Genomic DNA, 13,016 nt, shown 5'->3' with positions numbered 1-13,016 from the left:
TAAACTAGAATTTAAGCTAGGAGTTTAAAATTCCTACCGAAACTAAGCTATTTAATTTTTTCGCTTATGGACTTTGCTTGCATAAACAGCAGCAGATAATCTCTGCCACCTGCCTTCGAGTCGGTCCCGCTCATGTTGAAGCCACCGAATGGGTGAACACCAACCAAAGCGCCTGTGCACTTGCGGTTCAAGTACAAGTTGCCGACATGGAAGTCTTCGGATGCTTCCTTTAAGTGCTCGCGGTTGTTGGAATAAACGGCACCGGTCAAACCAAATTCAGTGTTATTGCCGATTTCAATGGCATTTTCCCAGCTGTCCGCTTTAATGAATGCAAGTACTGGTCCAAAGATTTCTTCTTGAGCGATAGTTGCTTTTGGATCAACATCGGCGATAACCGTAGGCTCAATGAAATAACCATTGGTTGGTGTTTGATGCGCTTTGCCGCCGGCTAATACACGTCCTTCTTTCGAGCCGACTTCAATGTATTTGAGAATCGATTCGTAAGCTGATTTCGATGCGACTGGTCCCATGAATACATCGGAAGATTCAATTTTGCCGATGCTTAGCTTTTTGGTTTTTTCTACAACTTTTTCCAGCACTTTGTCGTAGATGTCTTTATGCACGATTGCTCTGGAGCAGGCTGAACACTTTTGTCCCTGGAAACCAAATGCTGAGGAAACAATGCCTTGTGCCGCTTCTTCTACATCAGCATCTTTGTCGACAATAATTGAATCCTTGCCGCCCATTTCCGCAACGACGCGCTTAATCCAAATTTGTCCCTTGTTCGGTTTGGCTGCCAATTCATTGATGCGCAAGCCGACTTCTTTCGAGCCGGTAAAGGAGATGAAGCGAGTCTTCGGATGTGTAACCAGATAGTCACCAACTGACGCGCCTGGTCCCGGCATGAAGTTGATTACGCCTGCGGGTAATCCTGCTTCTTGCATAATGCGAATGAATTGATAGGCAATTGCCGGAGTGTCGGATGATGGCTTGAGGATTACCGTGTTGCCGGCGACAATTGAAGCTGTCGTCATGCCGACAAGAATTGCCAGAGGGAAATTCCAAGGTGGAATTACAAGTCCGACACCCAATGGAATATAAACGAGTTTGTTGTCTTCACCAGGATATGGTGTCACTGGTTGCTTGCCTGCAAAGCGCAACATTTCGCGAGCGTAGAATTCGCAAAAATCAATTGCTTCTGCAACATCGCCGTCCGCTTCAGCATAACTTTTGCCTATTTCCTGAGTGAGCCAAGCAGATAATTCAAATTTACGCTTGCGCATAATTTCCGCTGCTTTGAATACATAGTCAGCACGCTTTTCAGGACTTACCTTTTTCCAACTTTCAAAAGCGGTGAGAGCTGCTTGCATCGCTGCGTCAGCATCTTGTTGTGTTGCTTTGGTGAAATAACCAATTACTTCTTTTGGATCGGCCGGGTTTGTCGAGACGATAAAATCATCGCCCTTCGCCATAATTTCTTTGCCGCCAATTATGAGGGGGTACTTTTGCCCGAAAGTCGATCTGACCGTCTCGATTGCCTTTTCCATAGCCTGTTTGTTTTCCGGCTTGGAAAAATCTGTGAAGGGTTCGTTGACAAATTCTTTCACTCTGGATTCAGTGATCATGAGCATCCCCTTGTGGTAGGTAGTGCATCAATTATCCGGTGATATTGCCTAAAATAGCCGTGCCTTAACGATTTTGAAAGACGCTATAATCTGACTTTATGAAGCAATACCTTGACCTAGTTCGCCATATTCTCGACAACGGTGAAAGACGTGACGACCGCACAGGTGTCGGCACTATTTCCATCTTTGGAGCCCAGGCAAAATACGACCTGCGCGAGGGTTTTCCCCTCATCACAACCAAGAAAGTCTTGTTTAGCGCCGTTGTGCGTGAACTGCTCTGGTTTTTAAGGGGTTCGACCAACATAAACGACGATCTAACCCAACACACGCCTATTTGGGACGCTTGGGCGGATGAAGAGGGTAATCTTGGACCTATATATGGTTATCAATGGCGCAGTTGGCCAAAATTTGTCGAAGTTGACGGACAGTACCGCAAAGAATATATAGATCAGATTCAGCAGGTCATTGACCTAATCAAGACCAATCCGGATTCCCGTCGCCTCTTGGTTAGTGCTTGGAATGTGGCTGATATTGACAAGATGGCTTTGCCTCCCTGCCATTTGCTTTTCCAGTTTTATGTAATCAATGGACGTCTTGATTGCCAGCTTTACCAGCGATCGGCTGACATGGCATTAGGAGTCCCTTTCAACATTGCCAGTTATGCATTGTTGATGATGATGGTGGCAAAAGAATGCAATCTCACGCCGGGCATTTTCACGCATACGCTAGGTGACGCTCATATTTATTTGAATCATTTGGACGGCATCAAAGAGCAACTCACCAGACAGCCGGGACCTTTACCAACGGTTGAAATTGCCGACAAGTCAATTTTCGATTTATGCTTTGAAGATATTCAATTGAAAAACTACCAGCCGCAAGGCTTTATCAAATTCCCTGTCGCTGTGTAAATTGATGGTTATAGATTTTGACATTGTTGTTGCTGCTGATAGAAAACGAGGCATTGGTAAAGAAGGCCGTTTGCCCTGGCATTTGCCGGGCGATCTGAAATATTTTCGCAAACTTACAAGTACAACCAAAACGGGCAGCTATCAGAATGCCGTAATAATGGGTCGCAAAACTTGGGAATCGATACCACTTAAGCACAGACCGTTGAATGATAGGTTGAATGTTGTGCTGACAAAAGACGCGGACTACAAAGTGCCTAACGGAGTTTTGAAAGTGGCTTCGCTGGATGATGCACTGGAACTACTTCAAGATTTTCCTGTGGAGACTTGTTTTGTTATCGGTGGTGGGCAGATTTATGACCTTTGCTTGAGGGACAATCGCCTGCGCAAGGTGTATTTGACGGAAGTTGACGCTGAGTTCGATTGTGATACGTTTTTACCGGATTACGAAAGCGCTTTCGAGGAGATTTTTCAGTCTCAACCTCATAACGAAAACGGTCTTAGTTACAAATTCAGAATACTGCGCAAGAAAAAAGAAGGAGATCCGAATGCATCGTAAGGCTTGGTTGCTTAGTCTAAGCAGCATATTTCTAGTCTCACAGGCGGCACTTGCCGAAGGGGACGTTCAACGCGGACTCAAGGTCTTCAAGAAAAACGACTGTGTTGAATGTCACGCAAAAGGCGGCAATGACGTCAATCCAAAAAAGCCTATCAAGGGCGCAGAGTTTGCTGAAGAATTTAAAGACGATAAAACACTGGAAGCGAAGATTCGCACCGGTGTAACAGGTACTCCGATGCGCGGCTTCAATGAGAAGAAAATCCCGCCGGCTGATATGTGCGATTTGATCGCATATATTCGTTCTTTGACGCCCAAATCAGCAAATGCCGGAAAGTGATCTGAAGCTTACGCCGGAATTACTGGTGAAGGCCTACAGTCAAGCAATTTTCCCCATGTCTGTGGAGGGAAAAATTGCTTGGTTTAGCCCGGATCCGCGATGCATAATTGATCTCGATAATTTTCACGCTTCACATACCTTGATGAGAACTTATAAGCACGGTGGCTTTGAATTGAAGGTAGATGGAGACTTTGAAACGGTAATTAGAGCCTGTGCCGAGACGGAAAGAAAAGACACCGATGAGTTTGGCAATGTGTTGGTTCACAGAAGCTCTTGGATAAGCGAGGAAATAATCGAGGCTTACAGTGAATTGCATAGATTGGGACTGGCGCATAGTGTGGAAGCCTATTTAGATGGACGGCTTGCCGGCGGGCTCTACGGAGTCTCTTTGGGTGGCGCCTTTATGGGTGAATCAATGTTTCATTGGCAAACGGATGCTTCCAAAGTTTGCGTAGTCTTTCTGGTGGAACGTCTCAAGCAAAGAGGATTTACGTTATTGGACTGTCAATATCACACGGACCACCTGGCGCGGTTTGGTGCTGAGATGATTTCTAGAGACGAATACGTCAGATGTCTAAGCCATGCTTTGGCTCTTGATTGCCGGTTTGCCTAAAGAAAAAGGGCAGTTTTACCTGCCCCATCTGAATTTATTGAGCCAGGATTATTAGTCCTTGCCAATAACCTTCTTAGCGCCGCGGCCCATTGCTTGCACGCCCTTCTTGGTGCCCGAAGCAACCTTTTTAGGTGCCCACATAACTCCTTTGCCGATCTTCTTGGCGCACTCTTTGGCTTTGCAATCATCGGCTGCAAAAGCTGGTGTTGAGGCGACCATAGCAAATACGGCCACAGCTGCTAGTAATTTGAAGTTCATAGGTAAAGCTCCTTGCGGAAATGTAGATCTGGGTTATTTATAACATGTTTTAGTGTGTGTAGCTTGTCTATTTGGTTGTAGTTGAGTGTTCGATAAATTCGTTTACTTGGTTGACTATGCCCTTGAAAGCTTTGCCGCCGCTGGCAAAGTGCATTAAGCAAAGAAAGAGAACAATAACCACAAGAAATGAGCCAATTGAAATGCTACTGGTATTGGCGCTTGCAACTTTTGCCTTGCGGCTGAAGTGTGGGGATTTTTGTTCCTTTTTCTTTTGATACTTTGGATATACAAAAACCTGTTGGGCTGATCGTAATGACGCAACTTCTTGTGGAGTAGCCAAATGCCTGCCGCAGTCCAGACAAAAATTCACTTGCGGATCGGTTGGCTTTCCGCAGTAGGGACATTCGGATAAGACAAATCCAGCATCTTCCTCTTGCTCTGGCGCACCCAAAACAAGTGCTTTCAATCTATCCAGGATACCCACCTTCTGGTTGCCGGTATCTCCAATTACTTTCACTGGAATGTTCGATAGATAGCCGCTTCTGCCTTCGGCGCGATTCATTTTTGGTTCTGTGTCGACATTGCCTTCTGCTTCATCGACTAGTTTTTTAAATTGACTGACTTCGACCCGCTGTCTCAACGACCGCATTCGCAATGCGTCTTGTTTGATAGCTTCTGAAAGTTCATAACCAAATTCTTCAACTGTTTGGTGTCTCCGCTGCGGTTCTTTTTGCAGTGCTTTGTTGAATAAGTTATTCAAACTATCGCAAAGAGAAAGTTCCGGATTGGCAATCTTAAGAGATGTCGGTTGTCCATAAAGATGGCAGTCGATCATTTCAATTGCTGATTTAGCTAGAAATGGTAAACGTCCTGTAAGTGCCTCGTAAACAACTACGGCAAGCGAATATATATCTGTTCTGCTGTCGATGTTGAGCGCGGAAATGCATTGTTCCGGGCTCATGTATGGTGGCGATCCGCAGACATCACCTATTCGCGTGATGCGGCTTATTTTTTGATCTTTGTCACCTGATGTTGATACCAGTTTGGAGATGCCGAAGTCTACCACTTGCACCCAGTCTTTATTGTCGCCATGAGTGGTGAGCATAATGTTTTCCGGTTTTAAGTCACGGTGAATTACACCTTGAGCGTGTGCGCATTTGAGTGTGTCCGCTACTTGAGTGAATATATAACGCACGCGTTCTAAGGGCAGCGCTCCTTGCTCTTTAATTAGGGTCTTAAGACTTATCCCCTGCACAAAGTCCATGACGATATAGGGCTGGCCCGAGCTGGATACACCAAAGTCATAAAGCGTGATGCTGTGCGGGTGTTGAACGCGGGAGACAACTTTCGCTTCTCTGTGAAAGCGCTTCATGGCTTCCGTGTCCGTAACAAGATGGGCATGCAGCATTTTTATGGCAACGGTTCTGTCCATCATTTCGTGGCGTGCCTTGTAGACGACGCCCATGCCGCCACGACCGATAATGGAAAGGATAGTGTAGCGATCAGCAAGTCTGGTGCCCACCAGCGGGTCGGAATCTAGAGTGGCAAGCGCGATCTTATCTTCCGGACACTGCGTCAGGTTGTCCTCAAATTCTGAATAGCATTCAGGACAAAGTTTCACGGGCGTTCTCCTGTCTCTTGTTCCATACCCGTGACAAGCTCTAATTAAACTAAATTTGTAGGTAGATGAAATGCTCTAAACCTCAACAGGCAGAGCCTTTGGAGCTTGACTTAGATGAACTCTGCTAAGACCAAATTGCTTAAAAGCATGCCCTTGCTTGTCAGTTTAAGGTGGCTTCTGGATGCGGCGAAAAGTCCCTGATCTGCGAATTTGTCTATCTTTTGACCAAATTTGGTGAGCAGGTCAACGCCATAGCGTTTTTTGAATTGGCTAAAATCTATTCCCTCGGTTGTGCGCAAACCGAGAATTATGGCTTCTTTGATGCGGGTTTCAGCATCTATAACTTCTAGATTTTCATGACCTGTGTAGTCGTCCAGATAACGATTGAAAGAACGCCAGTTGTGGCTTCTTACGCCGTCCACATATCTGTGGGCGGACAAGCCAAATCCGTAGTATTCGTCGTTGTGCCAGTAGGTCAAATTGTGCTTAGAGGCATAGCCGGCTTTCGAAAAATTAGAGACTTCGTATTGCTTAAGTCCAGCCTTTTCCGCAGAGGCGACCAGCATTTCGTACATGGATGCAGCCAAATCATCATCGGGCATTTGTGGGCTTCCCATGGGATAGCGCCTGAGCAAAGGCGAATTTGTGGCCAATGTCATTGCATAAGCGGACAAGTGGGGCAGCCCTAGAGACAAAGTTTCGTCCAGGCAGCTTTGCCAGCTATCTAAAGTTTGCTCAGGCAGTCCGTACATGAGATCAACGGCAATATTTTTAAAACCGGCTTCTTGGGCGGCTTTCACTCCGGCAAACGCTTGAGCGCGAGTGTGATCGCGACCCATGGCCGTGAGTTCGTGATCGTTGACGGATTCAATTCCAATGGAAATACGATTGATGCCCATCTCCAGCCAGGCAGATGCCTTTTCAGTAGAAATAGCGTTAGGAGTCGTTTCCAGAGATACTTCTGCGTCATCGCTTATGCCTGCTGTTTCTTTCAGAGTCTTGTGAATAAGCGCTAACTCTTTTGTGTCAATGTAGCCTGGTGTGCCGCCTCCATAAAACACAGTTTCTAGGGGTGATTTCGAGTTTACTCGATGCTCGATTTCTTTGACCACGGTGCGGCAGTACTCGGGAATGCGAGCTTCCAGGTTGGTCACCACCGCGAAGTCGCAAAAATCGCATTTGTGCGCGCAAAATGGGATGTGGATGTAAGCGCTTTTAGGCATTGGCTTGACAGGGTCGCTGGACTGTCTGTATGGTTGCTGCAAACAGTCCTGCATTAACTATGAAAAGCCAATTATACAACAGCAAAAACATAGCAAAACTGGCATTGGTACTGACCTTTTGCCAGCCGTTTGCGGCCATGGCGCTGGATACGACGCCGGCTGACCTTTTGAGACTAGATAAATCTCAGTTGGATTTGAAGTTGCTTGGTGATTCCATTATCGATTTGCGCAGACAAATTACCGACAATCCGGACAGAGCTGCGTTGCGCTTTAAGTTGGGGACTTATTTGTACTTGGCTGGTGACTACGAAGGAGCCGGTGTTGAACTCAAAAAGGCAATTTCAATTGCACCACTTGATCCGTATTCACACGCGCAGTTGGCTAAAGTTTTGGATTTCGTAGGCGAACATTCAGAAGCGTTGAAACAATTTCGTCGCGCTGTAGAGATTGCGCCAAATAATGCAGAGATTCACTTTTTGTTTGCCGAGTCGCTAAAATGCGGCGGCAATGTTCCCGAAGCAATCAACGAATACAGGCGTGCAGTCAACATTTCCGGCAGTGCAAACGACCCGGCAGAGCCTGCTTTATATCTTGCCGGATTATCCGAGGCTTTGCTAGCAACCGGCGATGTGCAAGGAAGTCTGCGCTCGGCGCGTAAAGCGGTATCACTCGATAAAAGTCTCGCGCGCGCACAAGTTGCCTTGACTGCTGCTTTGTTGGAAGTTGGTGAAAAACAAGCGGCGCTGGTAACTGCCAAGCAAGCTGTCTTACTTGCTCCGGATGCTGTTGCATCTCATTTAGCAATGGGCAGAAGTTTGTATGCAAATGGTGAGACGACAAACGCGGTTGAAGAGTTTAAAGCAGCCGTCAATTTGGATCCGCTCTCCGCGCAAGCGCATAACGATCTTGGTTACGCTTTTTACGGCTCAGGAGATTTTGCTTCAGCAATCAACGAGTATCGTTTAGCTCTGCGTTTAAATCCAAAGTTGATAGCCGCGCGCAACAATTTGGAAATTGCCGTGTACGGTTTTGCCGGCACAAAAAAACCGAATCAGTAACGTCAGTAATTGCTGTATATATGGCGGATATATATTTATTGCAATTTAATTCTAGGCTTGTAGAATAAACAAGAATCATTAGCTGTAGTTTAACTTGGGTACTTAATGGTTATTCGCTCAGAGAAATCCAAAGCTCTTATTCTCTTATCTGCGTGGCTCTTAGGTGCCCAGGCTGCTTGGGCTGAAGATGGTCAATCGTCTGTTCCGGTTAAAACGCTGATACCACTGCCGGTATCCGCAACTCTGGTGTCGCCTGAAATTGCTGCCAACCTAACGACAGCGCCAACTTCCGGATTGAGCTTTACACCAACTAGTACTGAAACAGATAGAAAAGCACCGCCGATGACACTTATTGCACCGGCTGATAATGCATCAGGCACCGAAAGTGGTGGCGTCGCCGAGAAGACAAGTGCGCCACCGACAAGAATTGTTGCACCGCCTTCGGCAGCACCGGTTGCTCAGCCATTGCAAGTAAAAATGCCTGAGCCGGCGCCAGTTGCTAACGATTCAATTGATTCTGAGGCGGATATGTCCGATGTTCAGCCGGCACCGGTTGCAACATCAGCACCTTCGACACCAACAACTTCTTCAATAAGACCCGGTAAAGGCGCGACTGAATCAGAAGAAACCGCAAGCTCTGAAGCTTCCACCTTAGGCGACGAAGAAACTGCTGCCACCAGTATTGCCGCCAAGTCCGACGGCGAGCAAGTAGCTCAAGGCGCACGTCCTGAATCTCTCAAGCGTCCTTCCATTCCAGGTAGTCCTGGTGAAGTGCAAATTAAGCGACCGTTCAAATTATTTGCTCGTGAAGAGATAATCCACAATTTGAGCTTCCGTGAAACTCCTGTTCGTGAAGTAATTGCTGAAATTGCCCGTCGAGGCAATTTGAACATTTTGGTTGATAAGTCCGTTGTTGGAAAAATCACGGGTGACTTACACGATGTCACTTTGAACGAAGCAATGACCAACGTATTATCAGCAGCCGGTTTGCAAACACGCGTATTGCCGGGCAATACGGTAATGATTGCTACGCAAAATGCTTTTACGTTGTTGGGATTGAACAGAACTACGGCTAAGGCGTTTCACCTTAGTTACGCACATCCTTATGATGTTGCTCAGATTCTGCACGCCTCCGTTTTCAACCGTGGCTTCCTACCTGACTTCACTTCAGCCATGGTTAAGAAGACGGCAAACACCGGTTCTGAAAAGGTGGGTAGAGTAAGCAAAGAGTCCAGCGCATCAAAAATGCGTGCTCCGGGTGAATTTGGCGGCGACAAAGACACCAGTCAAGTTGAAACTAAAACTCACGACAATGCCGCCGGTGAAGTTGACGACATGACCTCGGAATTAAAATTCACGAGCAAGCTTGATAATATCCGCAACGTAAAATCTCAAACTAAGGCCACACCTACTGAAGGTCAAGGTTTCCAAAACTCGGCAACAGATCCCGGATCACAGCAAATTCGTTCGACTCAAGAAGTGGCCGTGGATTATGCGGTTGAACAAAATGGTGGCGGTACTATCTGTATACCTGATTCGAGAAACCGCCAAGTGTTGGTTGTTGGTACGCAGGAAGATGTGCAGTTGGCCTCCGAAGCCATCCGTTTGTTGGACAGACGTCCCCCGGAAGTGCATATCCAATCATCACTTTTGGAAATTACCAACGAAGGTATTCGTCAAATTGGTGCGACTATCGGTGTGCAAGGGCAAGGCGCCAGCGCCACCGTATTGGGTAACGCGCGAGCTCCCATGGTGCAATTCTTACCAGGTATGGGCAGTCCTGGTCCTATTAGTGGTCCGACAGGATATACGGTTGGCGGAACAGTCACTACAACTTCTCCGATTAACTCTGTTGCTAGATTCCCGACAGCTTCAAGTATTGCCAACTTAATTACTCAAGCGGTTCCTGGAGTCGGTCAAATCTTCTCGGCTTTGAATTCGAGTACGTCAGGTACAGCAGTCAGTCCTCCAGTCGGTTCTACTGTTGGTTACCAGGTAAACAACTTACGGTCGCAACCGACGGATACTACTTCAACGGCTTTGGGAATGCTGACTAACGGAACATTCCAAGGTATTTTGGGTAACTTGGTTCCAACAATTCTTCCGGCTGCAGCTGCTGTTGCTCCCAGAAGTACTTCATTCAGCAGTTTCAACTTCTTGACTCTCGGTAAGAAAGCCGGCGGCAGAGCCAACATTGCAACTATGCCTGCCGGTTTGAACCTGGGCTTAAACTTGTTGCTTCAGACGAATAAAGCCAAGCTTGTCGCTAACCCGTCCGTTGTAGTTATGGATAACACGGAAGCGTTGATTGTAATTGCGGATGAAGTTGTTCACAAAGTAACAACCACCGTATCGTTGGGCGTTGTTACAACCAACGTTGAATTGGAAAAAGCCGGAATTTTCTTAGACGTAGTGCCTAAAGTCAGTGACGACGGATTCATTACCATGCGTCTCAGACCTAGAGTATCAACACCATTGCCGCAGCAGAGCTTTGCTGACGACACCGTTGTTGTAACGCCTTTAAGCATCCGCGAAATCTTATCTCAAAACGTGCGTGTTAAGGACGGGCAGACACTTGTTATCGGCGGACTCTTTTCAGAAAGAGAAGAAGCACAGCTAGGCAAAGTACCATACTTAGCAGAAACACCCATATTAGGTACGTTCTTCCGCAACACTCTTAAAGGCCGTAGACGTACTGAGTTGATGCTCCTAATCACGCCGAAAATCGTCGAAGAAGAGCCACCAACACTAGTAGAAGGCACTGAGCAAAAGGTGATGTAACCTTTTATATAACGCTCCGGCAATGCAGAGCCATCGCCTTCGCTAGCTGCTCGCAATCCACGCTCTCGCTCCGGACAGCTCTATCGCTGCCCTTCGCTCCGCTGTTGCTTGTGTAGGGGCGCATTGCATGCGCCCGTTGGCGGATTATTCTACGGTTACCGATTTGGCTAAGTTGCGCGGCTGATCTACGTCTTTGCCGAGATAATCAGCGATGAAGTAAGACATCAACTGCAACGGCAACACGGTTATAAGCGGGCTAAACAACTCATCAACTTGTGGGATAGTGAGAATCGTATCGAAGATTCCTTCGGCAGTCTTATCACCCTCTACAGCTACGGCAATCATCTGAGCATTGCGTGCTTTAGCTTCTTGTGCGTTGGAAATGGTCTTCTCATAGACTTTACCCGGCACAACAATAGTTACTACAGGAACCTTCGCATCCAACACAGCGATTGGGCCGTGCTTCAATTCGCCTGCAGCGTAGCCGGAGGCGTGGATGTAAGATATTTCCTTGAGTTTCAATGCGCCTTCTAAAGCAACCGGGTAGTTGATACCGCGGCCCATAAAGAGCATGTCGTGAGCTTCAGCGTACTTAATAGATTGCTGCTTGATTGCCTTTTCTTGAGACAAAATACGCTCTTGCAGAGCCGGTATCAGCAGCAATTGCTGCTTGAGTTTGTAGATTTCATTGTCCGGCAGCAGCTTTCTTGTTTCGGCGATGTAGAGCGCCAATACATAGAAGCAAGCAACTTGAGCAGTGAATGACTTCGTTGCTGCAACAGACACTTCAATGCCACACTCGGTAACCATCAGATTATCCGTAATGCGCGACAGATGCGAATCGGCGCGGTTGGTTATACCGAGCGACATTGCTCCGGCTGCTTGCGCTTCGGTGAAAGCAGCCAATGTGTCTGCTGTCTCGCCGGATTGGCTGACTGCAATGCACAAAGTCTTGTCATTCAATAACGGTTGGCGACCACGTACTTCAGAGGCAATTTCTACATCAACAGGAATGCCGCAGATTTCTTCCAGAATGTACTTGCCTGCCATACCGGCATAACAAGCTGTTCCGCAGGCAACTATGTTGATGCGTTCAATTGACTTGAGTTGGTTTTCGGTAAGGTTGACACCATAGTTGCCGAAGAGACCGCCGCCGTTTTCTGTTGGGCGCAAATCAATCGGCTTGTCCGGATGATTGATGTATTTGCCTAATGTCTGACGCATGGAAATTGGTTGTTCGTGAATTTCCTTGAGCAAGAAATGGCGATAACCATCCTTGTTGATGATGTATGGGTTCATGTCCACTTCAATTGGTTGTCTGTCAATTGAGGCTCCATCGAAATTGAAAAGACGCGCTCCGTCTGCAGTAACTTCGGCAATTTCGCTTTGTTCAAGACGGATAAGCTTATTGGTGAATTGACGAACGGCAACGCTATCAGAAGCGAGGAAAGATTCACCTTCGCCAAGTCCTACTGAAAGTGAGTAGTTGTGGTTGACAGCGTAAATGCGCTCCGGATGTCTTTGGCTGACGACACCCAGTGCATAAGCACCTTCCAAGCGCCTTACTGCGCGCTCGATTGCCACACGAAGAGCATCGCCATTGCATTCCGTTGCGCATTTCTTGTACTCATCTTCAATTAAGTGAGAGACAACTTCGGTGTCTGTTTGCGAAACAAGGGTGTGTCCGGCAGCGGTTAATTCTGCGCGTAAAGCTTGGTAGTTTTCGATAATGCCATTGTGAACAACTGCAATGGTGCCTGTGCAATCCGTATGAGGGTGAGCATTTTCATCGTTGGGAATACCGTGGGTAGCCCATCTGGTGTGTCCGATACCGACTGTAGCGGACGGTTTTTTGTCGGTCAGCAAATTTTCCAAATTGGAAAGCTTGCCAGCTGCCTTGAGGACAACCAGTTCGCCCGACTCAATAACGGCAACGCCGGCTGAGTCATAACCGCGATACTCTAGACAACGCAATTCCGACAAGAGAACTGGAGCTGCTTTGGATGGACCTAAATATCCAACGATTCCACACATGG

Annotated in this window: 11 protein-coding genes; 6 read left to right on the top strand and 5 right to left on the bottom strand. The window is 47.1% G+C overall.

The window, feature by feature from the left end; translation table 11 throughout:
• Positions 1-47 precede the first annotated feature (47 nt).
• Entirely contained in the window at positions 48-1,625 is a 1,578-nt protein-coding gene (pruA, locus tag K2Y22_11465; GenBank protein ID MBX9879066.1) for an L-glutamate gamma-semialdehyde dehydrogenase, read from the bottom strand.
• A 98-nt stretch (positions 1,626-1,723) separates the two neighbouring features.
• Here pruA and K2Y22_11460 point away from each other — a divergent pair, with 98 nt between their 5' ends.
• The 4 genes from K2Y22_11460 to aat are packed head-to-tail and all read left to right on the top strand — an operon-like array spanning position 1,724 to position 4,039.
• Positions 1,724-2,533 carry a thymidylate synthase gene (locus tag K2Y22_11460; protein ID MBX9879065.1) on the top strand — a complete coding sequence of 270 codons (810 nt, stop codon included), beginning with the start codon at positions 1,724-1,726 and terminating at the stop codon, positions 2,531-2,533.
• A 4-nt stretch (positions 2,534-2,537) separates the two neighbouring features.
• Positions 2,538-3,089, top strand: coding sequence for a dihydrofolate reductase (locus K2Y22_11455; protein ID MBX9879064.1), 552 nt, complete (start codon positions 2,538-2,540; stop codon positions 3,087-3,089).
• Positions 3,079-3,426, top strand: a complete 348-nt coding sequence (locus K2Y22_11450) for a c-type cytochrome (protein MBX9879063.1) — start codon at positions 3,079-3,081, stop codon at positions 3,424-3,426. Before K2Y22_11455 ends, K2Y22_11450 begins: the two co-directional genes overlap by 11 nt.
• Positions 3,413-4,039 (top strand): leucyl/phenylalanyl-tRNA--protein transferase, encoded by a 627-nt coding sequence (gene aat, locus K2Y22_11445; GenBank protein MBX9879062.1) that lies wholly within the window; start codon positions 3,413-3,415, stop codon positions 4,037-4,039. Before K2Y22_11450 ends, aat begins: the two co-directional genes overlap by 14 nt.
• A gap of 51 nt (positions 4,040-4,090) precedes the next feature.
• On the opposite strand, the gene K2Y22_11440 is transcribed toward aat, so the two are convergent.
• The 3 genes from K2Y22_11440 to hemW all read right to left on the bottom strand — a co-directional run bounded on the left by K2Y22_11440 (position 4,091) and on the right by hemW (position 7,141).
• Entirely contained in the window at positions 4,091-4,297 is a 207-nt protein-coding gene (locus K2Y22_11440; protein ID MBX9879061.1) for a hypothetical protein, read from the bottom strand.
• A gap of 67 nt (positions 4,298-4,364) precedes the next feature.
• The gene (locus K2Y22_11435) at positions 4,365-5,918 is read right to left on the bottom strand and encodes a protein kinase (GenBank protein ID MBX9879060.1); all 1,554 of its coding nucleotides are present in this window, start codon (positions 5,916-5,918) and stop codon (positions 4,365-4,367) included.
• Between the two features lie 110 nt (positions 5,919-6,028).
• Positions 6,029-7,141 (bottom strand): radical SAM family heme chaperone HemW, encoded by a 1,113-nt coding sequence (hemW, locus tag K2Y22_11430; protein ID MBX9879059.1) that lies wholly within the window; start codon positions 7,139-7,141, stop codon positions 6,029-6,031.
• A gap of 59 nt (positions 7,142-7,200) precedes the next feature.
• Here hemW and K2Y22_11425 point away from each other — a divergent pair, with 59 nt between their 5' ends.
• Positions 7,201-8,199 carry a tetratricopeptide repeat protein gene (locus K2Y22_11425; protein MBX9879058.1) on the top strand — a complete coding sequence of 333 codons (999 nt, stop codon included), beginning with the start codon at positions 7,201-7,203 and terminating at the stop codon, positions 8,197-8,199.
• 105 nt (positions 8,200-8,304) lie between these two features.
• Entirely contained in the window at positions 8,305-10,980 is a 2,676-nt protein-coding gene (locus K2Y22_11420; protein MBX9879057.1) for a hypothetical protein, read from the top strand.
• A gap of 144 nt (positions 10,981-11,124) precedes the next feature.
• Here K2Y22_11420 and glmS read toward each other — a convergent pair whose 3' ends face one another.
• A complete protein-coding gene (gene glmS / locus K2Y22_11415) occupies positions 11,125-13,014 on the bottom strand; it encodes a glutamine--fructose-6-phosphate transaminase (isomerizing) (protein MBX9879056.1) in 1,890 nt (629 codons plus the stop codon).
• Between the last annotated feature and the right edge of the window lie 2 nt (positions 13,015-13,016).

The organism is Candidatus Obscuribacterales bacterium, assembly GCA_019744775.1.
Classification (GTDB): Bacteria; Cyanobacteriota; Vampirovibrionia; order Obscuribacterales; family Obscuribacteraceae; genus SBAT01.
This window is presented reverse-complemented; position numbering and strand designations above follow the sequence as displayed.